Source organism: Cupriavidus metallidurans CH34, from assembly GCF_000196015.1.
Taxonomy (GTDB): Bacteria; Pseudomonadota; Gammaproteobacteria; order Burkholderiales; family Burkholderiaceae; genus Cupriavidus; species Cupriavidus metallidurans.
Window position 1 is genome coordinate 2,019,630 of the sequence record NC_007973.1, and the last position, 24,472, is coordinate 2,044,101.

General features: G+C 64.1%; 18 protein-coding genes. 14 read left to right on the forward strand and 4 right to left on the reverse strand.

Translation table 11 applies throughout. The features are described from left to right. Positions 1–118: 118 nt before the first annotated feature. A complete protein-coding gene (locus RMET_RS09325) occupies positions 119–1,744 on the reverse strand; it encodes a 3-(methylthio)propionyl-CoA ligase (protein ID WP_029307825.1) in 1,626 nt (541 codons plus the stop codon). A gap of 401 nt (positions 1,745–2,145) precedes the next feature. On the opposite strand from RMET_RS09325, the gene RMET_RS09335 reads away from it, so the two are divergent. From RMET_RS09335 to RMET_RS09355, 5 genes are all read left to right on the forward strand, one after another. Next, the gene (locus RMET_RS09335) at positions 2,146–3,696 is read left to right on the forward strand and encodes a protein adenylyltransferase SelO (protein WP_029310112.1); all 1,551 of its coding nucleotides are present in this window, start codon (positions 2,146–2,148) and stop codon (positions 3,694–3,696) included. A 48-nt stretch (positions 3,697–3,744) separates the two neighbouring features. After that, complete coding sequence (msrB, locus tag RMET_RS09340; RefSeq protein ID WP_008650248.1) at positions 3,745–4,152, forward strand: peptide-methionine (R)-S-oxide reductase MsrB; 408 nt, start codon at positions 3,745–3,747, stop codon at positions 4,150–4,152. A 95-nt stretch (positions 4,153–4,247) separates the two neighbouring features. Further along, positions 4,248–4,787, forward strand: a complete 540-nt coding sequence (locus tag RMET_RS09345) for a septation protein A (protein ID WP_008650249.1) — start codon at positions 4,248–4,250, stop codon at positions 4,785–4,787. A 51-nt stretch (positions 4,788–4,838) separates the two neighbouring features. Further along, complete coding sequence (locus RMET_RS09350; RefSeq protein WP_011516592.1) at positions 4,839–5,153, forward strand: BolA family protein; 315 nt, start codon at positions 4,839–4,841, stop codon at positions 5,151–5,153. 4 nt (positions 5,154–5,157) lie between these two features. After that, entirely contained in the window at positions 5,158–5,952 is a 795-nt protein-coding gene (locus tag RMET_RS09355; RefSeq protein WP_008650253.1) for a peptidylprolyl isomerase, read from the forward strand. A gap of 665 nt (positions 5,953–6,617) precedes the next feature. On the opposite strand, the gene purL is transcribed toward RMET_RS09355, so the two are convergent. Both purL and RMET_RS09370 read right to left on the reverse strand, forming a co-directional pair. After that, complete coding sequence (purL, locus tag RMET_RS09365; protein ID WP_011516594.1) at positions 6,618–10,664, reverse strand: phosphoribosylformylglycinamidine synthase; 4,047 nt, start codon at positions 10,662–10,664, stop codon at positions 6,618–6,620. A 227-nt stretch (positions 10,665–10,891) separates the two neighbouring features. Further along, positions 10,892–11,479 (reverse strand): winged helix DNA-binding protein, encoded by a 588-nt coding sequence (locus RMET_RS09370; protein WP_011516596.1) that lies wholly within the window; start codon positions 11,477–11,479, stop codon positions 10,892–10,894. A gap of 279 nt (positions 11,480–11,758) precedes the next feature. On the opposite strand from RMET_RS09370, the gene RMET_RS09375 reads away from it, so the two are divergent. The 8 genes from RMET_RS09375 (at position 11,759) to pgi (ending at position 23,062) form a co-directional block, all read left to right on the forward strand. Continuing rightward, a complete protein-coding gene (locus RMET_RS09375) occupies positions 11,759–13,519 on the forward strand; it encodes a cellulose biosynthesis regulator YedQ (RefSeq protein WP_011516598.1) in 1,761 nt (586 codons plus the stop codon). Positions 13,520–13,731: 212 nt separating this feature from the next. Further along, positions 13,732–15,084, forward strand: coding sequence for an amidase (locus RMET_RS09380; RefSeq protein WP_011516599.1), 1,353 nt, complete (start codon positions 13,732–13,734; stop codon positions 15,082–15,084). Between the two features lie 143 nt (positions 15,085–15,227). Then, positions 15,228–16,211: a TRAP transporter substrate-binding protein gene (locus RMET_RS09385; protein ID WP_011516600.1), complete on the forward strand. Its 984-nt coding sequence runs from the start codon at positions 15,228–15,230 to the stop codon at positions 16,209–16,211. Between the two features lie 144 nt (positions 16,212–16,355). Beyond that, positions 16,356–16,907 carry a TRAP transporter small permease subunit gene (locus RMET_RS09390; protein WP_008651680.1) on the forward strand — a complete coding sequence of 184 codons (552 nt, stop codon included), beginning with the start codon at positions 16,356–16,358 and terminating at the stop codon, positions 16,905–16,907. Further along, positions 16,907–18,217, forward strand: a complete 1,311-nt coding sequence (locus RMET_RS09395) for a TRAP transporter large permease (protein WP_011516601.1) — start codon at positions 16,907–16,909, stop codon at positions 18,215–18,217. The genes RMET_RS09390 and RMET_RS09395 overlap by 1 nt, the downstream gene beginning before the upstream one ends. Before the next feature lie 34 nt (positions 18,218–18,251). Then, positions 18,252–19,541, forward strand: coding sequence for a D-amino acid dehydrogenase (locus RMET_RS09400; protein ID WP_011516602.1), 1,290 nt, complete (start codon positions 18,252–18,254; stop codon positions 19,539–19,541). A gap of 7 nt (positions 19,542–19,548) precedes the next feature. Further along, entirely contained in the window at positions 19,549–21,156 is a 1,608-nt protein-coding gene (locus tag RMET_RS09405) for a bifunctional ADP-dependent NAD(P)H-hydrate dehydratase/NAD(P)H-hydrate epimerase (protein ID WP_011516603.1), read from the forward strand. A gap of 280 nt (positions 21,157–21,436) precedes the next feature. Then, a complete protein-coding gene (gene pgi / locus RMET_RS09410; RefSeq protein WP_011516605.1) occupies positions 21,437–23,062 on the forward strand; it encodes a glucose-6-phosphate isomerase in 1,626 nt (541 codons plus the stop codon). Between the two features lie 15 nt (positions 23,063–23,077). On the opposite strand, the gene RMET_RS09415 is transcribed toward pgi, so the two are convergent. Beyond that, positions 23,078–23,776: an ABC transporter ATP-binding protein gene (locus tag RMET_RS09415; RefSeq protein WP_029307819.1), complete on the reverse strand. Its 699-nt coding sequence runs from the start codon at positions 23,774–23,776 to the stop codon at positions 23,078–23,080. Between RMET_RS09415 and RMET_RS09420 the strand changes: the two genes are divergently transcribed. Further along, positions 23,763–24,443 carry an arylesterase gene (locus RMET_RS09420; RefSeq protein ID WP_011516607.1) on the forward strand — a complete coding sequence of 227 codons (681 nt, stop codon included), beginning with the start codon at positions 23,763–23,765 and terminating at the stop codon, positions 24,441–24,443. The two genes, RMET_RS09415 and RMET_RS09420, sit on opposite strands and share 14 nt — an antisense overlap. Positions 24,444–24,472 lie beyond the last annotated feature (29 nt).

Consider the following 24,472-nt stretch of genomic DNA (forward strand, 5'->3'; position numbering starts at 1 on the left):
GCCACACCCTCCTCGCGTGGCCGGTCACCGGCGCGCGGACTCCTTTCCCTGAGCCCGCGCAAATGCCTGCTGCTACCTGATCAGATGAATATCCCGCTGCGGTCGACCTCGATCGGCCTCAGGCGGTGGGCAGCTTGTAGTCCTTGAGTTGCTCCCGCAACTTGAGCTTCTGCATCTTGCCGGTAGCCGTGAGCGGAATCTCGCTGACGAACAGCACATCGTCGGGAATCCACCATTTGGCGACCTTGCCCTCGAAGAACCCGAGCAGTTCCTCGCGCGTGATCTCCATGTTCGGGCGCTTGACCACCACCAGCAGCGGTCGCTCGTCCCATTTCGGGTGATACGCGGAGATGCAGGCGGCCATGTGCACGGCCGGATGCGCGGCAGCGACGTTCTCGACATCAATCGACGAGATCCATTCGCCGCCGGACTTGATCACGTCCTTGCTGCGGTCCGTGATCTGCATGTAGCCCTCTTCGTCGATCGTGGCCACGTCCCCGGTGGGGAACCAGCCATCCACGAGCGGGCTGTTGTCGTTGCGGAAGTAATGGTCGATGACCCACGGGCCGCGCACGTAGAGGTCGCCGAAGGCCTTGCCGTCCCACGGCAGTTCCTTGCCTTCACCGTCGACGATCTTCATGTCGACGCCATAGATCACGCGGCCCTGCTTCTCCACGATCTTGTGACGCGCCTCCTCAGGCAGGTCCAAATGGCGCGCCAGCAGCTTGCAGGACGTGCCCAGCGGCGACATCTCGGTCATGCCCCATGCGTGGATGACTTCCACGTCCAGCGCTTCGAGCGCGCGGATCATTGCGGGCGGCGCCGCCGATCCGCCAATCACGGTGCGGCGGAACGTCGAGAACTTCAGCTTGTTGGCCTGGACGTATTGCAGCAGGCCCAGCCAGACCGTCGGCACGCCGGCGGAGAAGGTCACGCCCTCCTGCTCGAACAGTTCGAACAGCGAAGCACCGTCAAGCTTCGGCCCGGGCAGCACCAGCTTTGCGCCGACCAGCGGCACCGAGTACGGCAGGCCCCAGGCATTGACGTGGAACATCGGCACGACCGGCAGAATCACGTCACGCGCGGAGCATCCGAGCGCGTCGGGCAGTGCCGAGGCGTACGAGTGCAACACCGTCGAGCGATGCGAATACAGCGCGCCCTTCGGGTTGCCCGTGGTACCGGACGTGTAGCAAAGGCTGGACGCCTGGTTTTCGTCGAACTGCGGCCACTCGTAGTTTCCGTCCTGGGCGTCGATCAGGTCTTCGTAGCAGATCAGGTCGACCTTCGACTCGGCCGGCATGTGGGCGCGGTCGGACATCATCACCCAGCCCTTCACGTTCGGGCAATGCGGCGCCACGCCCTCTACCAGCGGCAGGAACGTGCTGTCGAAGAACACGTACTGGTCGTCGGCATGATTGACGATGTAGGCGATCTGTTCCGGGAACAGGCGCGGGTTGATCGTATGACAGACGGCGCCCATGCCGGACACGCCGTAGTAAATCTCAAGGTGGCGATAGCCGTTCCAGGCCAGCGTGCCAACGCGTTCGCCCTGCTGCACGCCCAGCGCGCCAAGCGCCTGTGCCAGCTTGCGCGCGCGCAGTTCGCAATCGCGGTAGGTATAGCGATGCAGGTCGCCTTCGGTTCGTCGCGAGACGATTTCGGTGCTGCCGTAGTAGCGCGCAGCGTGCCGGATGATGGAGGAAATGAGCAACGGTGCGCTCATCATTTGTCCCATCAAAGCCATGAAACTGTCTCCAGTCTTGAATGATCAGTCTGAAAAACGAACAATCGTGCTAATTTTTGGCCGATTGCTCCCATACTCCGCGAAAACAGAAACCGGTGACACTTATGTGTGATGGATCGCGCGAGCGCCGCGCTCGATGGCAGCGCTCCGGCCCCTGTCATGCATAGGATTGATGTCCGCTATTTGCATCGCTATTTGCGTGGTCTGCGATACAGCGGAGACCCTTGGGCTACAGGGGGAAACCGGTGCAAGTACAATACTGCGAGGCCAGATGTGTCTCAATATGTCGTTTTCCCCTAGCACCATGCACTTGATGCATGTGCACTCATACTGGGCATTCGGCAGCGCCATCATTGAGCGGTCTGATCGATGCGGAGCCCTGCCATTTTTGGCTGCCCCTGATGCCCAACGAACCCACTGACGTCTTGCCCCCGACCTCCTTCAACGTACCTTTTGGCACGCGCCCCGGCATTGCCGCGCTCGGCGAGCGCTTCTTCACGCGACTCAGCCCGACGCCACTGCCTTCGCCCTACCTTGTCAGTGTCGCGCCAGCCGCTGCGGCGCTGCTGGGCTGGAACGAGACGGACCTTCAGGATGCGGTCAAGGACCCGGCCTTCATCGACAGCTTTGTCGGCAACGCGGTACCAGACTGGGCGGACCCGCTGGCCACGGTTTACTCCGGCCACCAGTTCGGCGTCTGGGCCGGACAGCTAGGCGATGGCCGCGCAATCCGGCTGGCCGAAGCGCAAACGCCAGGCGGCCCGTGGGAGATCCAACTGAAGGGGGGTGGACTCACCCCCTACTCTCGTATGGCAGACGGCCGCGCGGTCCTGCGTTCCTCGATTCGCGAATACCTGTGCTCCGAGGCCATGTACGCGCTCGGCGTGCCGACCACTCGGGCGTTGTCGATCATCGGCTCCGACGCGCCGGTACGTCGCGAAACCATCGAGACCTCTGCCGTGGTCACGCGGCTGGCGCCAAGCTTCATCCGTTTCGGGCATTTCGAGCATTTTGCCGCACGTGAAGACCATGCGTCGCTCCGGCAACTGGCCGATTTCGTCATCGACAACTTCTATCCAGCCTGCCGGAACGCCGCGAATCCGTACCAGGCCCTGCTGCGCGACGTGTCCCTGCTGACGGCCGACATGGTCGCCCACTGGCAAGCGGTGGGCTTCTGCCACGGGGTGATGAACACCGACAACATGTCGATCCTGGGCCTGACGATCGACTACGGCCCATTTGGATTCCTCGACGCCTTCGACGCCAATCACATCTGTAACCACTCCGACCAGCAGGGCCGCTACGCCTACAGCCAGCAGCCACAGGTCGCCTTCTGGAACCTGCACTGCCTGGCGCAGGCGCTGCTGCCGCTCTGGCGCGACGCCAATGCGGCGGACCCCGAGGCCGAGAAGGCAGCAGCGGTGGAAGCCGCCCGTGAGGCGCTCGACCCGTTCCGTGACCGCTACGCGGAGGCATTCTTCCGTCACTATCGCGCCAAGCTTGGCCTGCGCAGCGAACAGGAGCAAGACGAGACGCTGATGACCAATCTGTTCCGTGTACTTCACGAAAATCGCGTGGACTACACATCGTTCTGGCGCAATCTTTCGCGCGTTTCCTCGCTGGATAACTCGCACGATGCAGCGGTACGCGACCTGTTCCTCGATCGCGCGGCCTGGGATGCGTGGGCAGCTGAGTACCGCGCCAGGCTCCAGAGCGAGCAGTCGGACGATGCGGCACGCACGACCGCCATGCTGGCCACGAATCCGAAGTACGTCCTGCGCAATCATATGGCCGAGACGGCAATCCGCGCCGCGCGCGACAAGGATTTCTCCGAAGTGGATCGCCTTATGGCCGTTTTGTCGAAGCCATTCGACGAACAGCCCGAAGCCGAGTCATATGCAAAGCTGCCGCCCGATTGGGCCTCCGGCCTTGAAGTCAGCTGTTCGTCGTAATCCAGACCAAACGCCCCCAAGAATGCCGCACTACCAGGAAGCACGATCATGACCACGACCAAGACCGACGCCGAATGGCGCTCCCAGTTGTCCGACATCGAGTACCGCGTCACGCGCGAGGCCGCCACCGAGCGCCCGTTCACCGGCCAGTACTGGGACCACTGGAACCAGGGCATCTACCATTGTGTGGGCTGCGGCACGCCGCTGTTCGAGTCGGCCACCAAATTCGACGCCGGCTGCGGCTGGCCGAGCTATTTCCGCCCGATCAACGGCGAAGTGATCGCCGAACACACCGACCATAGCCATGGCATGACACGGGTGGAAGTCCGCTGCAAGGAATGCGGCAGCCATCTGGGCCACGTCTTCGAGGACGGCCCCGCTCCCACCGGACTTCGGTATTGCATCAACTCGGCTGCGCTAAAATTCGATGATCGCGATCCGGAAGATCGTGGGTGACGACACCCGCACTCCGGTCGCATGACCGATCTGCCAGGCGGCGGATCGCCCGCGGGCCAGCCTGATCGCCGATCCGCCAACCTTATCGCATCCGCATGAAATTTCTTTTCGACCTGTTCCCGGTCATCCTTTTTTTCGTCGCCTTCAAGCTGTTCGGCATCTATCCCGCGACGGCCGTGGCGATCGGCGCGACGGTGGTCCAGATTGCCTGGGTTCATTTCCGTCACGGCAAGGCCGAGCCCATGCAATGGGTCAGCCTGGCGATCATCGCCGTATTCGGTGGCGCCACGATCCTGCTGCACAACGAGACCTTCATCAAGTGGAAACCGACGGTGCTCTACTGGCTGTTCGCGGTCACCCTGATCGGCTCGGTCATCGGATGGCGCAAGAACCTTATCCGCGCCATGATGGAAAAGCAGGTGACGCTGCCCGAACCGATGTGGGGCCGCCTCAACGTCGCATGGGCGGGCTTTTTCGCCGTGATGGGCGTGCTCAACCTGTATGTGGCGTACCAGTTTTCGACCGACACCTGGGTCAACTTCAAGCTGTTCGGCAGCATGGGCCTGATGCTGGTGTTCATTGTGGCGCAGAGTATCTGGCTGTCGCGCCATATCCAGGAAACCCCGTCCGAGTAAGCCACCGCGCCGCGGACTCATCGATTCAGAACAGAACAGAAGGAAATCCGGATGGCAGCTGACCCCGCCACCATCGAAGCGCTGCTCCAGGCAGCGCTTGATCCCACCCGCCTGGCCGTGCGCGACGACAGCGCCGCCCATGCCGGCCATGCAGGCGCTGCCTCTGGCGGCGGGCACTACGACGTGCTCATCGTCAGCGAGCGGTTCGGGGGTCACTCTCGCGTAGCCCGGCACCGTATGGTGTATGATGCGCTGCGCGAACTGTTCCCCTCGCAAATCCACGCGTTGGCTGTCAACGCGTACACCGACCAAGAATATCAATCACGCGAAGCAACCCGCGACGCTACTCGCAACTCTCAGACCTGACCCCATGAAGACCTCCGTCCTCTCGTTCAGCCTGGCGGCTGTGCTTGCTGCTGGCAGCCTGCCCGCATTCGCCCAGAACGCTGCCGTTGTGAATGGCAAGCCGATTTCGTCGGCCAAGGTGGACAAGCTGATCGCCAGCACTGGCCAGCCGGAAACTCCCGAACTGCGCGACCGTGCGCGCAACATGCTGATCGACCGCGAACTGCTGCTCCAGGAAGCCAACAAGCGCGGCATCACCCAGCGTGACGACGTGCAGGAGCAACTGGAACAGGCCCGCCTGAACGTGCTGGCCGGCGCGGTATTCGAGGACTACGTGCGCACCCACGGCGCCAGCGATGAAGAGCTGCGCAAGCAATACGAGAAGATCAAGGCGCAGTTCGGCAACGGCAAGGAATACCACGTCCGTCACATCCTCGTGGAGAAGGAAGCCGACGCCAAAGCACTGATCGCCAAGATCAAGGCCGGCGCCAAGTTCGAAGATGTGGCCAAGGCCCAGTCGAAGGACACCGGCTCCGCCGCGAACGGTGGCGACCTGGATTGGGCCAACAGCAGCAGCTACGTGCCCGAGTTCTCGGCCGCGATGACCAACCTGAAGAAGGGCCAGATGACCGATACGCCGGTCAAGACCCAGTTTGGCTGGCACATCATCGAACTGGTGGACACGCGCGACGCCAAGATCCCGTCGTTCGAAGAAGTGAAGCCGCAGCTTCAGCAGATGATGATGGGCGATCAGGGCTGGCAGCGCGAGCAGTTCCAGGCGATGATGAAGTCCCTCAAGGACAAGGCGAAGATTCAGTAATCTGTTGCCAATCCGATAAAAAGCCGGCGCTAATGCGCCGGCTTTTTCATTTAGAGCACTCTGGGCAGCCTTGCACGGCACGTGTTTGATCTTGATACGGGTGGCGGGTTTCCACTTGGCAACGGTCCCGGTAAGATCAGAACCCATGCGTTCCGGCGCAGGCTTCATGACTTCCATGGATATCAAGCAATGGGCGTGACCAGCGGCTATTGGCAAATGTGGCACATCTTCTCCAGCGGCATGGTCTATTGCGCGTTGGGAATGCCCAATATCGAATGTACCGGCGGTCGATGGCGTAGCCTGCTCCCTCACCTCCCCGTGCGTGACCGCTATGCGCAAGCGAAACTGCTACAGGCCACGGTCGCCTTCATGGAAATCCGCGGAGAAGTCAAAATTCCCCCTGGGTCCGATCGCTTGCGCCTCCTCTATTCCCGGTACCTGCCCTGGAGCGCCCGCCTGCAGACGCAGGAGTCCGCGCCTACGCCATCCGCCTCACCGCCATCCCCTGCGGACCAGCCCAGTACGGCTGTAGCTTGAACTCGCATCTCACCGTCTGACCGTCTGGCTGTTTGGCTGTCTGGCTGTCTGACCGTAATGCAGACGGCGGCTCCAAAAGAAAAAGGCGCCCGATAATCGGGCGCCTTTGGCATGGGCTGGATAAGAACTTAGCCCACCCACTTCCGTGCGTTACGGAACATGCGCATCCACGGGCTGCCACCATCGGCGATCTGCTTCCACGCGTCCGGCGCCCAGCTCATCGTCGCGGTACGGAACACCCGCTCCGGGTGCGGCATCAGCACGGTAAAGCGGCCATCGACCGTCGTAACCGACGTGATGCCCTCCGGCGAACCATTCGGGTTCAGCGGATACGTCTGCGTCGCAGCACCACGGTTGTCGACGAAACGCAGGGCCACGTTTGCCTTGGCAATGTCGCCTTGCTGCGAGAAATCGGCAAAACCTTCACCGTGCGCCACGACGATCGGAATGCGGCTGCCTTCCATGCCGGCGAAGAAGATCGACGGCGACTGCTGCACTTCGACGGTCACGAAGCGTGCTTCGTACTGTTCCGACTGGTTACGCGTGAACTTCGGCCAGGCGCCGGCACCCGGAATGATCGGGGCCAGGTTGCTCATCATCTGGCAGCCGTTGCACACGCCCAGCGCGAAGGTGTCCTGGCGATTGAAGAACGCCGCGAACTGTTCGGCCATCTGGCCATTGAACAGGATCGTCTTGGCCCAGCCTTCGCCCGCACCCAGCACGTCACCGTAGCTGAAGCCACCGCAGGCCACGAAGCCCTTGAAATCGGCCAGGTTCGCGCGGCCGGCAATCAGGTCGCTCATGTGGACATCGTGCGTGTCGAAGCCCGCCAGATCCATGCTGTACGCCATTTCGATCTGCGAGTTCACACCCTGCTCGCGCAGGATGGCCACGCGCGGCCGCGCGCCCGAAGCGATGAACGGCGCGGCGATGTTCTCGGCCGGGTCGAATGTCAGCACGGGGCTGATGCCGGGGTCGCCGGCATCGAGCACGCGCTCGTACTCGCTATCGGCACAGGCGGGGTTGTCGCGCAGACGCGCGATACGCCAGCTCACCTCGGTCCACGTACGCTGCAGATCGGCACGCGCGGCGCCGAACACCTTCTTGGCATCGCGATAGATCTCGACCTGGTCGTTTGTGTTCGGCTTGCCGATCACGTGGCTGCATGCCGACAGGCCTGCCTCGCGCAGCACCGCGAACACGGCGTCGCGCTCTTCCAGGCGCACCTGGACCACGGCACCGAGTTCCTCGGAGAACAGTGCGCGCAGCGTCTGGTCATTGCGACGTTCCGCGACCTGCTGCGCCCAGTTCTTGGCGTCGCCGTAATCCTGCTCGCCATTCGGATCGAGCGTGAGCATGTCGACGTTCAGCGACACACCGCAGTGGCCCGCGAACGCCATCTCCGCCACGGCAGCCATGAAACCGCCGTCCGAACGATCGTGATAGGCCAGCAGCTTGCCTTCACGATTCAGGCGCTGGATCACGTTGAAGAAGTTCTTGAGGTCTTCCGCGTTGTCGACGTCGGGGGCGCTATCGCCCACCTGCTGCGTCACCTGGGCCAGAATGCTGCCGCCCATGCGGTTTTTGGCACGCCCGAGATCGATCGCGATCAGCACGCTCTCGCCCAGGTCCGTGCGAAGCTGCGGCGTCAGCGTGCGGTTCACGTCGTCCACCGCCGCGAATGCGGAGATGATCAGCGATACCGGCGCTACCACTTCCTTGTCGCCATCGGCATCGGACCACTTGGTGCGCATCGACAGCGAATCCTTGCCAACCGGGATGCTGATGCCCAGCGCCGGGCACAGTTCCATGCCAACGGCGTGCACCGTGTCGTAAAGCTTGGCGTCTTCACCGGCCACGCCACAGGCAGCCATCCAGTTGGCCGAGAGCTTCACCTTGCCCAGGTCCTTGACCGGTGCCGCTGCCAGGTTGGTCAACGCTTCGCCGATCGCCATGCGGCCCGAGGCCGGCGCGTTGATCACGGCCAGCGGCGTGCGCTCGCCCATCGTCATCGCCTCGCCAGCGGTGCCCTTGTAGTCGAGCGTAGTCACGGCCACGTCGGCCACCGGCACCTGCCACGGGCCCACCATCTGGTCGCGGGCGTTCATCCCGCCCACCGTACGGTCACCGATCGAGATCAGGAACGACTTGTTCGCCACGGTCGGGTGACGCAGCACGTCACGCACGGCTTGTTCCAGCGAGATGCCGGTCACATCGACGGGCGGGAGCTCCCGCTCCACGCGCGTGACGTCGCGATGCATGCGCGGCGGCTTGCCCAGCAGCACGTCCATCGGCATGTTGACCGGGAAGTGTTCCTTCAGCGCGGCATCCACATGGGAGTCGACAAGCTGGAGTTGCTTCTCCTCTGTAGCGATACCCACCACGGCGAACGGCGAACGCTCACGCTCGCACATCGCCTGGAAAAGCGGCAGACTGTTCGGCGCGATCGCCAGCACATAGCGCTCTTGAGACTCGTTGCACCAGATCTCGGCAGGCGACAGGCCCGACTCTTCCAGGTGCACCTGACGCAGGTCGAAACGCGCGCCACGGTCAGCGCCGTCGACGAGTTCGGGGAAGGCGTTCGAAATGCCACCCGCGCCAACGTCGTGGATCGACAGGATCGGGTTCTCATCGCCAAGCTGCCAGCAGGCGTTGATGACTTCCTGCGCGCGACGCTCCATTTCCGGGTTGCCACGCTGCACCGAATCGAAATCGAGATCGGCGGTGTTCGTGCCGGTCGCCATCGAACTGGCCGCGCCGCCACCCATGCCGATACGCATACCCGGGCCGCCCAGCTGGATCAGCAACGTGCCAGCCGGCAGCGGGTCCTTGTGCGTGTGCGAACCGTCGATGTTGCCAATACCGCCGGCGATCATGATCGGCTTGTGATAGCCGCGCACGGTGCCACCAACGTTCTGTTCGTAGACGCGGAAGTAGCCGCCCAGGTTGGCGCGGCCAAATTCGTTGTTGAACGCCGCGCCGCCGAGTGGCCCGTCGATCATGATCTGCAGCGGGGATGCGATGCGGTCCGGCTTCCCGGTCACAACCGGCTTGTCGTCCGGATTGCGGTGGGACACCGGCTGGGCTGCGTCACGCGCGTTTTCCCATGACTCGACGGCATCGGGCAGCATCAGGTTCGACACCGTGAAGCCGGTCAGGCCGGCCTTGGGCTTGGCTCCACGGCCAGTTGCGCCTTCGTCGCGGATTTCACCGCCTGCACCCGTCGACGCGCCAGGGAACGGCGAGATCGCGGTCGGGTGATTGTGCGTTTCCACCTTCATCAGCGTGTGGGTCAGCGCCTCGTGGCGGCCGTACTTCTGGTCCGCGCCACGCGGGAACCAGCGCTCGGCGACGTCGCCTTCCATGACCGCCGAGTTGTCCGAGTACGCCACGATCGACCCCTGCGGGTTCAACTGGTGCGTATTGCGGATCATCGCGAACAGCGACTTGTCCTGGGACACGCCATCGATGGTCCACGTGGCGTTGAAGATCTTGTGGCGGCAGTGCTCGCTGTTGGCCTGCGCGAACATCATCAACTCGACATCGGTCGGGTTGCGTTCGAGCTTGCCATAGGCGTCCAGCAGGTAATCGATCTCGTCCTCGGACAGCGCCAGGCCCATTGCCGTGTTGGCGTCCACCAGCGCGCTGCGGCCCGCCGAGATGTCGATGAACTGCAGCGGCTTGGCCGGCAGTTCCTGGAACAGCGCGGCGGCCTCTTCACGGCTGCCGATCACCGTTTCGGTCATGCGGTCGAACAGATGTGCGGCCACAGCGGCGCGCGTGCCGGCATCCAGCGTCTTGCGGCCGCGCAGCAGCCCCTTCTTGCAGATGACCGTGATTTCGATGCCGCGCTCGATACGGTGAACGTGGGTCAGGCCGCAGTTGTGGGCGATATCGGTGGCCTTGCTGGCCCACGGCGAGATTGTGCCGAAGCGCGGGATCACGACGAAGCGGTCGCCCTCGGTCTGAGCGGTGAACGGCGCGCCGTAGGTCAGCATCGCGCCGATGCGGGTCTGATCCTCGGCGGCCAGTGGTGTGTCCGAATCGACGAAGTGCACAAACTGGCCGTGCACCGATTCAATATCGGCGTCGATCTGTTGGAGAGCGGCAAGCAGACGTTGCTGACGGAAGGCAGAAAGCGCCAAAGCGCCGGGGAAGCACGAGAAATGCGCCATGATCGTAACGGTCGGGAGGCGTAGGAGGGTCGGGGCAGGCGGCCGCCGACACTGCTGAATGGAATGCCGGCTGGCGGGAATCCGCTATTGTACCTTGTCGGCGACCGCTTTTTGCATTGCGCAATCGGGTACCGACGGACATTCCGGGAGAAAGCGGTCAAGGACGGCCTGACCGACGTCATTATCGGCAGGCCAAGCCTCGTTATAGAGCACAATGCGTCACATTTCTAAAGAGAGGTGGCGGAGCGCGCCGCCTGCTCGTAGAGACCGGTCAACACACGCAGCAGGCGTGCCAGTTCGCCGATCTCCAGGTTTTCCTCGCTACCCTCCGTGAAATTGCTCGTCAGGCACTGCTCGCGGATCTCGCGGTACCTGGCGCAGGCGTCGGCACCGGCCTGCGTGGTGGCGTAAGTGGCCTCCTTGCCAACCCGCTCTCCGGCCACCAGTCCCAGCCCCACGAGCTTCTTGAGCGCGTATGTCACCAGGTGGGTGTCTTCGACGTTGAGCACGAAGCAGATGTCCGCCAGCCGCTTGGCGCGTCCGCGATGATTGACGTGGTGCAGTACCAGCACGTCCAGGAACGTCAGGTCGCGCACGCCAGCGGCACCCATGCAGCGCACCACCCACCGGCTGTAGGCGTTGTAAGCGGTATTCAGCCCGAACTCGAATTCCGACAATTCCGGGCTACGCACCGAAACCAGATGCGACGACGACACAATGTTGACGCCGGCGGCGCGCGCCAGTGGCGCGGCCGGTGAGGGGCTCGCCACTGGCTCAGCGTTGGCGGGGCTGTCCGAAACGGGCTTGCGTGCCATGAAAAGCAGTCTCCTGGGGTGCGATTTTGGATCATTGGGCGCCCGGATTTGGGCGATTTACGCGACAGTTTATCGGCAATTCGAGGAGAAATCCGCCGCCATCACGTGCTGCCGGGCTGTCGCCCCACGGACGCGAAGATTTGCAGAACCGATCTAAAATTTTTCGACGGCCAGTCTCGGACGGTTTTGAATCCGGCACGATACGACTTCCCGTCGCACAAAAGCCATCACGTTCCAGATCGGGCACCGGCCATGGTCACGTATTGAAGAACAATCAACATGCACTCCGCCTCCGATACCGGACAACTGGTCCCGTCCGACAGGTTCCTGAGCCGGCTATGGCTTGCGCTCATCAGGCGCCCTCGCCGCTTCATTCTGATTGCGTTCAGCGCCGCCATTCTCCTGATTTTGCTGCTCATCTTCCGAGGCATGATGCTGTCGCGCGACGCGGAGATCGAGTCGGTCAGGCAAATGCAGGCGGTTCGTGCCGTGAGCATCAACGCGCTGCTTCAACTGGAGGCGGAGCGCCTGACGAACATCCGGAACTACGCCGAGCACCTGATGCAGATCCAGGACGAATTGCCAGCCCTCTTCGCCCACGACATCCAGACTGCCTTCGAGCACCGCAATGACGATGTCTGGGCGCTGCGGACACGTGACGCGGCGCCCGTCTTTGGCGTCAGCGCGGCGCAGCTCACTGGGCTGGATGGCTTCTTGCGCGACGATGCCAAGCTGATCCCGAGCATGGCGGTCGCAATCGCGCTCAGCCATATGTTCAGTGCGGGACACAACGAACCCGGGCTCCGGGAACGCATTGCCTATGTGTCCGGCAACGGCATCATCGTGGCTTACCCGGCCATTAGCGAACAGGACGTTAATCCCACCCTGCGGAGCCTCGCCTCCGCCGCGTACTTTCGCAATAACCTCCCCTTGGCCAATCCAACGCGAAAGCAGCAATGGAGCATCGCGCGGTCTATGGACGACATTGGCGAATCGTCACTATTCCTGAGCGCTCCTGTCTATGCCGGCAACGCGTTCAAGGCCGTTCTGATCCTGGAGATTCCGCGGCACAGTCTTGACGAGTCCCTCAACGTTGCCCCCCATCACGACGTCAACAACTACCTGGTGGACCACAACGGCGCGCTCGTGGGCGCCAGTATGCGAAACGTGCACCGGGGCGAATCGCTCGCCTCCGTGCTCATCAACAAATGGCCAGCGGACAAGCTCGCGGTGGCATTCAGGAGCGATGCCGGCATCCTGAGCAACGAGCATGGCAGCCGCCTCATTTATCGCAAGCTCGGAAACAGCGGCCTGATCATGGTCGACGAGGTCTCCACCCGTGAACTGCTACAGGCAAGCGTCGCCCGCCTGAGCGGCGCCATCGGCGCCGGCGCTGTCGCCCTGGGCCTTCTGCTCTGCTTCACGCTGGCAATTGTCCATACATTGTTCGGGCACTACATTGCCCGGGGCGAAGCCCTCCGGACCCTCGCCGAAACCGATGCCCTGACCGGGTTGGCGAACCGTCGCGTGTTCGCATCCCGATTCGCAGACGCCTACGCATGGTGCAAGCGGGACGCCGTTCCGGTCTCGCTGATCATGCTCGACATCGACCGTTTCAAGAAGATCAACGACCGCTGGGGACACGCCAGCGGAGACGTGGTACTGCGTACCCTGGCGGACGCGCTGCGCGCGAATGTCCGGAATGTCGATCTGCCGGCGCGACTTGGCGGCGAGGAGTTTGCCGTCCTGTTGCCACGCACGGGTATCGCGGATGCAGCCAACCTGGCCGAGAAGCTTCGCCTGGCCCTGCAGGCATTGGTCTGCGAACCGGTCGACAGCGACGACACGGCATCCATCCGTTTCACCGCGTCCTTCGGCGTGGCGCAGATTGCGCCGGACGAACCGGGCAACCTCGACTCGCTGCTGATGGTGGCGGACCAACGCCTCTATGCCGCGAAGGCCGGCGGCCGGAACAAGGTCGTCTGGGATGAGCCGCAGCCGGAGGAGATGGCTAACGAGAAGCCCGTCAAGGGGACCTGATCTCGTCTGCCTGATCGCCCGGGCGATTCGATCCTGGCATCGAATGGGGTTTCTTGCCGCGCGTGCGGATATAGCGTCCGTCCCTATGTCCCGCCGATGCGCTTCTTGCTACCCTTGTCGGATTCTTGAGCTTCTTGATTCACACAGGCAATGCGTGAATGTGATTTTGCTCCGCGGCGCCTGTCACTCTCGTCTCGCCCACGCAAACCGTCATGCTGCCTGACATCGCCTCCCTGAACGCCGCCGTCCGCGCCGGCACCACCAGCCGCGCCGACCTGCTTGCCGAAGCCGCCACCAAGGCCACCAGCGCCGCCGGCCACGCGGTCTATCTCCATACCACGTTCGATGCCGCCATCGAGGTGGCCCGCGCGGCCGATGCCGCCGACCGCGCCGGCAAACCGCTCCACCCACTGGCGGGCCTGCCTGTATCGGTCAAGGATCTCTACGACATCGCGGGCGAGGTCACGCGCGCCGCGTCTGCCGCCCGCCAGGACGCCGCCCCCGCAACGGCCGATGCCACCGTGGTGGCCCGGCTCCGCGCGGCCGGCGCCGCGCTGATCGGCCGCACCAACATGACCGAGTTCGCCTTTTCTGGCGTCGGCATCAATCCCCATTTCGGCACGCCGGTCAACCCATGCGACAGCTCGGTTGCACGGATTCCGGGCGGATCGTCGTCTGGGGCGGCGGTCTCGGTCGCGATCGGCACGGCGGTGGCCGGCCTCGGCAGCGACACGGGCGGCTCGATCCGCATTCCCGCCGCGCTATGCGGCATCGTCGGCTTCAAACCCACATCGCGCCGCGTGCCGCTGACGGGCGCGTTCCCGCTGTCCTACACGCTCGATACCGCGTGTGCGATGGCGCGCACGCTGACCGATTGCATCGCCGTGGATAGCGTCATCGCCGACGTCCCGTTCATTCCGCAAATGAAGGCCTCCACGGCGATCCACCTGGCGATTCCGCGCCAGCTGGTTCTCGACGATCTGGACGAGCCGGTCTCGAAAGCCTTCGACCGTGCCATCGGCCGGCTTTCCGCGGCCGGCGTGCGCATCGAGCACGTGGACATGCCCGAACTGACCGAACTGGCCAGCCTGAATGCCGCTGGCGGCTTTTCGGCGCCCGAGTCCTACGCGCACCATCGCGCGCTGCTCGCCATCCACCGCGATCTGTACGACCCGCGCGTGGTGACCCGCATCGAACGGGGCGCGGCGATGAGCGCGGCGGACTACATCGCACTGCACCGCGCCCGACTCGACTGGATTGCCCGCATGGAAGCTCGCATGGCACCGTTCGATGCGGTGGTCTGCCCCACGGTGCCAATGGTGGCGCCGCCGATCGCTCCGCTGGTGGAAGATGACACCCTGTTCTTCCGCACAAACGGGCTGCTCCTGCGCAATACGTCCGCGTTCAATTTTCTCGACGGCTGTTCGGTGTCGCTGCCCTGCCATGCGCCCGACGAACTGCCCGTCGGCCTGATGCTTTCCCAGGGACCGATGCGCGACGCGCAGCTGCTGGGCACGGCGCTTGCATTGGAATCGCTCGTGCACCCCTCACGGCGCGGAGGCTGAGCCGCCGCCGCACCGCGACACGCATTACCGCATTACCGCCGAGATCACCAACAACCCGGGAATCGGCGCAGGTAGTTCCAGGAGGATAGTCAAACCCGCGTAGTCGGGCAGGCGCCCGCGCGCAACATCAGGGAGAGATGGAAATGCGAGTCAAGGTATTGGCAGTTGCGGTGACGATGGCGGTGACAGGCGTTCTGCTGACCGCCACGGCGGCACGGGCGGATACGAAGTGGGACCTGCCCACGGGCTATCCGGCCACCAATCTGCACACGGAAAACCTGCAGCAGATGGCCAACGATGTCGACAAGGCCACCGGAGGCAAGCTCAAGATCGTGCTGCATCCCAATGGCTCGCTGCTCAAGGCCAATGAGATCAAGCGTGGCGTGCAGACCGGCCAGGTGCAGATGGGTGAAATCCTGATGTCGACGCTGGCCAACGAAAACCCGGTTTTCGGCGTCGACGCGGTGCCTTTCCTGGCCACGAGCTATGGCGATTCCTACAAGCTCTGGCAAGCCTCGCGAACCGTCACTGACAAGATACTCGACCGCCAGGGCATGAAACTGCTCTACGCGGTGGCCTGGCCGCCGCAGGGCATCTACGCGAACAAGCCCCTGAACAGTGCGGCGGACATGAAGGGCCTGAAATGGCGCGCCTACAACCCCGCAACGTCGAAGATCGCCGAGCTGGTCAGCGCCCAGCCGGTGACGATCCAGGCCGCTGACCTGGCGCAGGCGCTTGCCACGGGCACGGTCAACTCGTTCATGTCGTCTGGCGCAACGGGCGTCGATACCAAGGTATGGGAGTCGGTGAAGTACTTCTATACCGTCGATGCGTGGCTGCCGAAGAACATGCTCGTCGTCAGCAAGAAGGCCTTTAACGGGCTCGACAAGCCCACCCAGGACGCCCTGCTCAAGGCCGTGGCCGATGCCGAGAAGCGCGGCTGGCAGGTCTCCGAACAGAAGACGCGCGAATATCTGGCGACGCTCTCCAAGAACGGCATGACCGTGGCGCCGCCTTCGCCGCAGCTCAAATCCGACATGCAGAAGGTAGGCGAAGTCATGGTTGCCGACTGGGCGAAGAGCGCCGGCGACGATGGCAAGGCCATTCTCGACGCCTACAAGAAGTAGATCCGAGCCATTTGCGAAAGCAGGCCCGCGACAATCCATCGTGGCGCCCGCCTGCTTTCGCCCGTGCATTGCAGCAGGCGCGCGCCGCTGATCGCGCGCGCCCTCCCATCGCCGTTCCCGCGTCACAGGTAGCCCGTCATCACTATGGAAGCCCCCATCCTCCGCAAGCGTTGGCTCGACCATCTGCTTGACGTCTGCGCCGCGCTCGGCGCGCTCTGCATCCTCGCCGTCTGCATCGTGATGATCGCGATGTCGATCTCGCGCGAGACCTCGATCACGCTCAAGGGCGGCGACGACATCGTCGCGTGGCTGTGCGCCGCTTCCGCCTTCCTCATCCTCGGTCAGACGTTTCAGCACGGCGGCATCGTGCGCGTGGAGATGCTGCTGGAAGCCGTCGGCACCAAACGCCGCTGGCTACTGGAAGTCATCTCGCTCACCATCTGCCTGATCTTCGCCGGCTATGCGGCGTGGGCGCTCGGCTCGTTTGCCTGGCAAAGCTGGGATATCGGCGATGTGTCCCAGGGGCAGATCGTGATTCCGCTCTGGATTCCGCAGAGTTTCGCGGTAATCGGCGCGCTGGGTTTCCTGCTGGCCGTCGGCGACGAATGGCTGCGTGTGGTACGCCGGCAGAAACCGCGCTACCAGCTCGCGCAGGAGGCCAAGCTGGCCGCTGGCGACTTCGGGGAGACCGTCTGATGAGCACCGTTCTCGTTGCCCTGATCCTGCTGCTGGTGATGATCGCCTTCCTGGCGATCGGCGCGTGGATTCCCGTGGCGATCGCCGTGACCTCGTGGGTCGGCCTGGTGATCTTCTCCGACCACGACGCGCTGGTTAACCTGGCCAACTCCTGGTGGTCGTCCAGTGCCTCCTACACGCTGGCATCGCTGCCCCTGTTCGTGTGGATGGGAGAAATCCTGTTCCGCACCAAGCTCTCCGAGCAGATGTTCAATGGCCTCTCCCCGTGGCTCAACTGGCTGCCGGGCCGTCTCATGCACGTCAACATTCTCGGCTGCGGCATCTTCGGTTCGGTGTCGGGGTCGTCGGCGGCCACCTGCGCCACGATCGCCAAGTCGGCACTGCCCGAACTGACCCGACGCGGCTACGACGAGCGCATCACACTCGGCTCGCTGTCGACGGCGGGCACGCTGGGCATTCTGATCCCGCCATCGATCACGATGGTCGTGTATGCGGTGTCCGCCGACGTCTCCATCATCCGCGTGTTCCTCGCCGGGTTCCTGCCGGGCCTGTTACTGATGATCCTGTTTTCGGGATACATCGTGGTCTGGGCGCTGATGAATCCTGAGAAGACCCCTGCGGCCGAGACGTTCGGCTGGTCGGCCCGGCTCGCGTCGATCCGGCAGCTCATGCCCTGCATCATCCTGATCGCGTTCATCACGTGGATCATGATGGCCGGGTACTCGACGGCTACCGAGGCTGCCGCGTATGGCGTGGTGGCATCGCTCGCGCTGGCCTGGGCAGGCGGCTCGCTGACGCGCAAGGCATTCTGGGAGAGCCTGATGTCGGCCACCCGGCTGACCGCGATGATCATGTTCGTGCTCGGGGCGACGTCATTTCTGTCGGTCACGATGAGTTTCACCGGCATTCCGCGCGCACTGGCCGAATGGGTGGCGGCGCTGCACCTGTCGCCGTGGGCGCTGATCGCCGTCCTGACCATCATCTATATCCTGCTCGGCACGGCACTCGACGGCATCTCGATGATCGCGCTGACCACGGCCACCGTCCTGCCGATGGTACAGGCCGCCGGCTTCGATCTGGTATGGTTTGGCATCTTCATCGTGCTGCTGGTGGAAATCGCCGAGGTCACGCCACCCGTCGGATTCAACTTGTTCGTGCTCCAGAGCATGACCGGCAAGGACAGCAACTACATCGCCAGGGTGTCGTTGCCGTTCTTCATGATGATGGTGCTGGCGATCGGCATCATCACCGTGTGGCCCAGCGTGGTGACATGGCTGCCAGACGTGGTCATGGCGAAGGAGCTCAAATAGCGGCACTTCATCCTGAAGGGGGCAAAGCTAGCGGATGCACGTGATCATCATCGGCGCCGGCGCAATCGGCGTCTGCTCGGCCTGGTACCTGCGCCAGGCCGGCTTCGAAGTCACTGTACTGGAGCGACGCGGCGCCCCCGCGCAGGAAGCCAGCTTTGGCAACGCGGGCATGATCGCCCCCGGCTACGTCACACCCTGGGCGGCGCCCGGGATGCCCGGCAAGATTGTGCGCTCACTGTTCCAGCACGCCTCGCCGGTCGTGTTCCGCCCAAGCGTCGACCCCGCGATGTGGCGCTGGATCGTGCGCTGGCTGCGCGAATGCAACCCCGAAAGCTATCGCACCAACAAGCTGCGGATGCAGCGTGTGGCGTTCTACAGCCGCGCCTGTCTGCACGAGCTTCGCTCGGCGCTCGAGATCGAGTACGAGCAATCACGTGGCTACCTGCAACTGTTTCGCACACAGCGCGACCTTGATCTCGCATCGCCTGCATTGGCGCTGCTGCGCGAGAACAACGTCCCGCATCAGCTCATCGACGCCGCCGGTTGCCGGCGTATCGAACCCGGCCTGACCGACGACACGCCACTAGCTGGCGGCCTGCACCTTCCGGAGGATGAATCCGGCAATTGCCCGATCTTCGTGCGCAGACTGCACCAGCACGCGGAAGCCGCGGGGGTGCGGTTTCGCTTCCAGACCGAAGTTGCCCGGTTGCGCAGGACGGACGGCCGCCTGACAGTCGAACTCGCCGCGCTCCGTGGCCATGCCCGGGAAGTGCTCGATGCGGACCGCGTGCTGCTTGCCGCCGGCGTTGGCAGCGAGACGCTGCTGCGCCCGCTGGGGCTGCGCCTGCCGCTCTACCCGGTCAAGGGTTACTCGGCCACGGTCATGGTGACGGACGAACTACAGGCGCCGCTAGGCGCCCTGATGGACGAATCGTTCAAGGTGGCCATCACGCGCATGGGCAATCGACTGCGCGTGGCGGGCACCGCGGAGCTTGGATCGCGCAAGCTCGATCTGCGGCCGGCCGCGTTGCAAACCCTGATCAAGGTCGCGCGCGACTGGTTTCCGGTAGCCGGGCACTACAATGCCGCCACGCTCTGGGCCGGAGCGCGACCGATGCTGCCTGACGGCCCGCCCCTGATCGGCGCCACCCGCGTGCCGGGCCTGTTTCTGAACCTCGGCCATGGCTCGACGGGCTGGGCGATGAGCTGCGGATCGGGCAAAATTGCCGCGGACCAGATCGCCGCGAGCGCCGGCCAAGGCGACGGGCCAGCCATCGACATGGATGGGCTGACACCCGAACGTTACCGGCTGGGCCCCGCCTGATACCGATATGAGCACGACTGTCTCGCCTTCGACATCCCCGGACCCCGACGCGACGCCGGACCGCATCGCGCTGGATCCCGCCGGCACGGACGTTACGCCGCTTTACGACCTGACGACGATCCGTCGCGTGGAGCACGCCGGGCTGGCCGCGACCCCGCCTTTCACGTTGATGTCCCGCGCGGGCGCTGCGGCAGCGGACTGGCTGCACGCATGGGTGCCGAATGGCCGCATCCTCTGCCTGGCTGGCCCTGGCAACAACGGCGGCGACGCGCTGGTCGCCGCCCTGCGCCTGCATCAGCGCGGACGGCTCGTGGAAACCTGGCTGATCGGCGAAGCCGACCTGCTGCCCGCCGATGCGGCCCGCGCCTGGCTCGAGGCCCGCGCCGCCGGCGTGCCGCTCCTGGCGCTGCCCAACGATGCCGATACCGGGATTCCTCCCTGGCCGAATGGATGCGCGGCAATCGTTGATGGATTGCTGGGGATCGGACTCAACCGTGCGGCCGACGGCAATATGGCGCGTTGGATTGATCATCTCAATAACTCGCACCTGCCGGTATTCTCGCTCGATATCCCGAGCGGATTGTTCGCCGACACCGGCGCCGGCAACCCGGCGGTCCGGGCACAACGCACGCTGACGTTCCTGGCTGCCAAGCCGGGCCTGCTGACCCTGGATGGCCGCGATTGCGCTGGCGAGGTCGATATCGCACCACTCGGGCTCGACTATCCGCCAGCCGAACATCCCGTGGCGGTGGTCAATCAGCCGCCGGGTTTTTCCCATTCGCTGCCGCGACGTGAGCACGCGGATAACAAAGGCAGCTTCGGCAGCCTGGCAGTGATCGGTGGCAGCCATGGAATGACCGGGGCCCCATTGCTTGGCGCGCGCGCCGCCCTATATCTGGGCGCCGGTCGTGTCCATGTGGGATTCCTCGCGCAACCGGCACCCGCCATCGACCCGGTCCATCCGGAGTTGATGCTGCACGCCGTGACGGAGCTTTCGCCCGGCGCGATGTCCGCCTACGTGGTCGGCCCCGGGATGGGCACGGGTGCCTCCGCGCGCAAGCAACTGACGCAATTGATCGATATCTGCGCCAACGCGGCGACAGCCGCACCGCTGGTGCTCGATGCGGATGCGCTCAACCTGCTGGCTACCGATGGCACGCTGGCCCAGCAACTTGTCGAAAGCGGCGTGGCACACGTGATGACGCCCCACCCGCTTGAGGCCGCGCGACTGCTGGGCAGCACCGTGGCCGATATCCAGCGCAACCGGCTGGCGGCCGCCACCGCGCTGGCCACGCGGTGGCAGGCCACGATCGTACTCAAGGGCTCCGGGAGCGTGATCGCGTCCCCAGACGGCGCGCCGCCCGCGATCAATCCAACCGGCAATGCCGCGCTCTCCACCGCGGGCACCGGTGATGTCCTGGCCGGAATGATCGGCGCCCTGATCGCCCAGGGCATGCCGATCGTCGCAGCCGCGCGCGCGGCGGTCTGGATTCACGGCCGCGCCGCCGACAGGCTAGTAGCGTCGGGCACGGGCCCGGCTGGCATGACTGCCAGCGAGCTCTATCTTCCCGCCCGGGATATTTTCAACGCGTTGCTGCGCGGTGGCGGCGCGTGACGTCCCGCCAACGCCACCAACAATGCCGCGCGAATCACGCCAGACGCCGTCCAGGTGATCTCAGGTGATGCGCGCGGCGCGGCACGCGTCGGACAATTGCCGATAGGGGGCGTTGGCACCCTCTGCTAAGGTAACGACATCCCGACGTCGGAAACCGTCAATCCCGCAAGCCTCGTTACTTTTTGCTGCCACTTCCGGAATTTGCGATCACATTCTGACGATATACTTGCTGGCGCCTGCCTCGTGCGGGCGTTCGTGCCCGATTTCCCCCCAAGAACGAATGCCGACTGACCTCCAAGCCTGGAACGCCCTTCGCCAACACCATGACGTCGTCCGCGAGACGCCGATGCAGCAGTGGTTCGCCGAAGCCGGGGCTGCCCAACGGGTCGATGCCTTCTCGCTGGAAGCCTCTGGCCTGTATCTGGATTACTCGAAGAACCGCATCACCGGCGAGACCCTTGCGCTGCTGATGAAGCTTGCCGAGGAAGCCGGCGTGCCGGCGCGCCGCGACGCCATGTTCGCTGGCGAACATATCAACGCCACCGAAGATCGTGCCGCGTTGCACGTCGCGCTACGCGCCCTGCCCGACGCGCCGTTCAAGGTCGACGGCGCATCGGTCATGCCCGCCATCCACGATGTACTCCGCCGGATGCGCGAGTTTGCCGGCCGCGTGCGCAGTGGCGTTTGGACCGGCTCCACGGGCCAGGGGATCACCGACATTGTCAACATCGGCATCGGCGGCTCTGACCTGGGCCCGCGCATGGTATGCCGCGCCCTGGCGCATCTGGCCGACCCGCGCGGACCGCGTGTGCACTTCGTTTCGAATGTGGATGGCACCGAGCTTGCCGAAACGCTCCAGCGCCTGGATCCAGCACGCACGCTAGCGATCGTCTGTTCGAAGACGTTCACCACGCTCGAAACCATGGCCAACGCCTGCAGCATGCGGGACTGGTTCCTGCGCCACGGCGTGGCCGAGAATCAGCTCGCGCGGCACTTCGTCGCCGTGTCGACCAATCGCGACGCGGTGGTCGATTTCGGCATCGACCCGAACAACATGTTCGAGTTCTGGGATTGGATCGGTGGCCGGTTCTCGCTGTGGTCGTCGGTCGGCCTGTCGATTGCGCTGGCCGTCGGCTTCGACGCCTTCGAGGACCTGCTGCTCGGGGCCCGCGCGATGGACGATCATTTCCGCACTGCACCGCTCGCCCAAAACATGCCGGTGGTGATGGCGATGCTGGGCATCTGGTATCGCAATTTCCACGACATGCCGACGAGCTGCATGGCGCCCTATTCGACCTCGCTCGAACTGTTTCCGGCGTTCCTCCAGCAACTCGAGATGGAGAGCAACGGCAAGTCGGTCCAGCTCGATGGCCGTCCGGTGGACGCGGATACCGCGCCAGTGGTCTGGGGCACGGCTGGCACCAACGGCCAGCACGCCTACTTCCAGATGATCCACCAGGGCTCACAGATCGTGCCGGTCGATTTCGTCGCGCCGCTGGTGCCGCCGCGCGAACTGCCGGGACATCACGTCAAGCTGCTGGCCAACTGCTTTGCACAGGCCGAGGCATTGATGCGCGGACGCAGTGCGGAAGAACTCCAAGCGGCCGGCGTCGACGCAGCACGCATTCCGCATATGGTGTTCGAGGGCAACCGCCCCAGCAACATGCTGCTGATGGAAAACCTGACGCCGCACGTGCTGGGCGCGCTGATCGCGCTCTATGAGCACCGCACCTTCGTGCAGGGCATCGTCTGGAACATCAATTCGTTCGATCAGTGGGGCGTGGAGCTCGGCAAGATCCTGGCGCGCCCGATCGAGGCCGAACTCAGTGGCAATGCCACGGAAGCCCACGATGCATCGACCGCCGCGCTGATCGCGCGGGCACGCCGCTCACTGGCGCGCAGTTAACCCCGTCGACACCGCTCAGACGCCCACATCCATGAACTCATCGCTGGCTACACGGCCAGCCTCGATCGTCAGGATGCGGCCGCATCGCGCCGCCACCGAACGGTCGTGCGTGACCAGCACGAGTGTCGATCCCGCATCGCGATTGAGCTCGAACATCAGCGCGATGACCGCCTCGCCCGTGGCGGTGTCCAGACTTCCGGTCGGCTCGTCCGCAAACAAAATATCGGGCCGCGCAACGAAGGCGCGCGCCAACGCCACACGCTGCTGCTCGCCGCCGGAAAGCGTGCGTGGATAATGGGACAGCCGCTGACCGAGCCCAACTCGCTCCAGCATGTCGACGGCCCGCTCGCGCACGTGATCGGTCTCGCCACGCAACTCGAGCGGAAGCATTACGTTCTCCAGCGCGGTCAGATGGCCGACCAGCTGGAACGACTGAAACACGAAGCCAACGTGACGCCCGCGCAGCGCGGCACGCTGGTCTTCATCGAGCCGGAACAGATCCTGACCATGGAGCCGGACCGATCCCGTGCTCGGCAGATCGAGCCCGGCAAGCAGGCCAAGTAGCGTGGACTTGCCCGACCCAGACGCCCCGACAATGGCCAACGTTTCACCCGCTGTGACGGAAAACGTTACGTCGTGCAAAATCGTCAGCGAACCGGTCGTATCGGCTACGGTCTTTCCTAATGACTCGACGGCAAGAATGGACGTGGACATGCGAGAGAGGATGACAAACAGTAGGCGCCGGCAATGGCTGGCGGCGTTGGGTATCACACTGGCAACTGCCGTCATGACGGCAGTGCCGGCGCACGCGCAATCTGGCAACAAGCCCGCGCTGCTGGTACTGGGCGACAGCCTGTCCGCGGAGTACGGCATTGCACGCGGCACTGGCTGGGTCAGCCTGCTGCAGGACCGCCTGAGCAAGGAGCGGTTCGATTATAGCGTCGTCAACGCGAGCATCAGTGGCGAGACCACAATCGGTGGCAAAACTCGCCTGCCTGACCTGCTCAAGCGACACAAGCCGGCGGTGGTAATCGTCGAGCTGGGTGCCAACGACGCCCTGCGCGGCTTCCCGTTGCAGACCACCGAGGCCAATCTGAGAACGATCGTCAGCGATGCCCAGCGAGCTGGTGCCACTGTGCTGCTCGTGGGAATGCGAATCCCGCCGAACTATGGTCAGGATTACACCGAGCGATTCTTCGCACTCTACAGCAAGCTGGCCAAGGAAAAACGGGCCGCGCTGGTGCCCTTCCTGCTGGACAACGTGATCTCGCGTCCCGAATGGTTCCAGACCGATCGGATTCATCCGACCTCCGCTGCACAGCCCACGTTGCTGGACAATGTCTGGTCGCAGTTGAAACCGTTGTTGAAAAAGGCGGCGTAGGCATCGGACCTTAGGCCGAGCTGGACTTC

Bases quoted from the DNA above. Each gene is read 5' to 3' on its own strand.
- RMET_RS09325 (WP_029307825.1), bottom strand. From the start codon at position 1,744: ATGGCTTTGATGGGACAAATGATGAGCGCACCGTTGCTCATTTCCTCC.
- RMET_RS09335 (WP_029310112.1), top strand. From the start codon at position 2,146: ATGCCCAACGAACCCACTGACGTCTTGCCCCCGACCTCCTTCAACGTA.
- msrB (WP_008650248.1), top strand. From the start codon at position 3,745: ATGACCACGACCAAGACCGACGCCGAATGGCGCTCCCAGTTGTCCGAC.
- RMET_RS09345 (WP_008650249.1), top strand. From the start codon at position 4,248: ATGAAATTTCTTTTCGACCTGTTCCCGGTCATCCTTTTTTTCGTCGCC.
- RMET_RS09350 (WP_011516592.1), top strand. From the start codon at position 4,839: ATGGCAGCTGACCCCGCCACCATCGAAGCGCTGCTCCAGGCAGCGCTT.
- RMET_RS09355 (WP_008650253.1), top strand. From the start codon at position 5,158: ATGAAGACCTCCGTCCTCTCGTTCAGCCTGGCGGCTGTGCTTGCTGCT.
- purL (WP_011516594.1), bottom strand. From the start codon at position 10,664: ATGGCGCATTTCTCGTGCTTCCCCGGCGCTTTGGCGCTTTCTGCCTTC.
- RMET_RS09370 (WP_011516596.1), bottom strand. From the start codon at position 11,479: ATGGCACGCAAGCCCGTTTCGGACAGCCCCGCCAACGCTGAGCCAGTG.
- RMET_RS09375 (WP_011516598.1), top strand. From the start codon at position 11,759: ATGCACTCCGCCTCCGATACCGGACAACTGGTCCCGTCCGACAGGTTC.
- RMET_RS09380 (WP_011516599.1), top strand. From the start codon at position 13,732: ATGCTGCCTGACATCGCCTCCCTGAACGCCGCCGTCCGCGCCGGCACC.
- RMET_RS09385 (WP_011516600.1), top strand. From the start codon at position 15,228: ATGCGAGTCAAGGTATTGGCAGTTGCGGTGACGATGGCGGTGACAGGC.
- RMET_RS09390 (WP_008651680.1), top strand. From the start codon at position 16,356: ATGGAAGCCCCCATCCTCCGCAAGCGTTGGCTCGACCATCTGCTTGAC.
- RMET_RS09395 (WP_011516601.1), top strand. From the start codon at position 16,907: ATGAGCACCGTTCTCGTTGCCCTGATCCTGCTGCTGGTGATGATCGCC.
- RMET_RS09400 (WP_011516602.1), top strand. From the start codon at position 18,252: ATGCACGTGATCATCATCGGCGCCGGCGCAATCGGCGTCTGCTCGGCC.
- RMET_RS09405 (WP_011516603.1), top strand. From the start codon at position 19,549: ATGAGCACGACTGTCTCGCCTTCGACATCCCCGGACCCCGACGCGACG.
- pgi (WP_011516605.1), top strand. From the start codon at position 21,437: ATGCCGACTGACCTCCAAGCCTGGAACGCCCTTCGCCAACACCATGAC.
- RMET_RS09420 (WP_011516607.1), top strand. From the start codon at position 23,763: ATGGACGTGGACATGCGAGAGAGGATGACAAACAGTAGGCGCCGGCAA.
- RMET_RS09415 (WP_029307819.1), bottom strand. From the start codon at position 23,776: ATGTCCACGTCCATTCTTGCCGTCGAGTCATTAGGAAAGACCGTAGCC.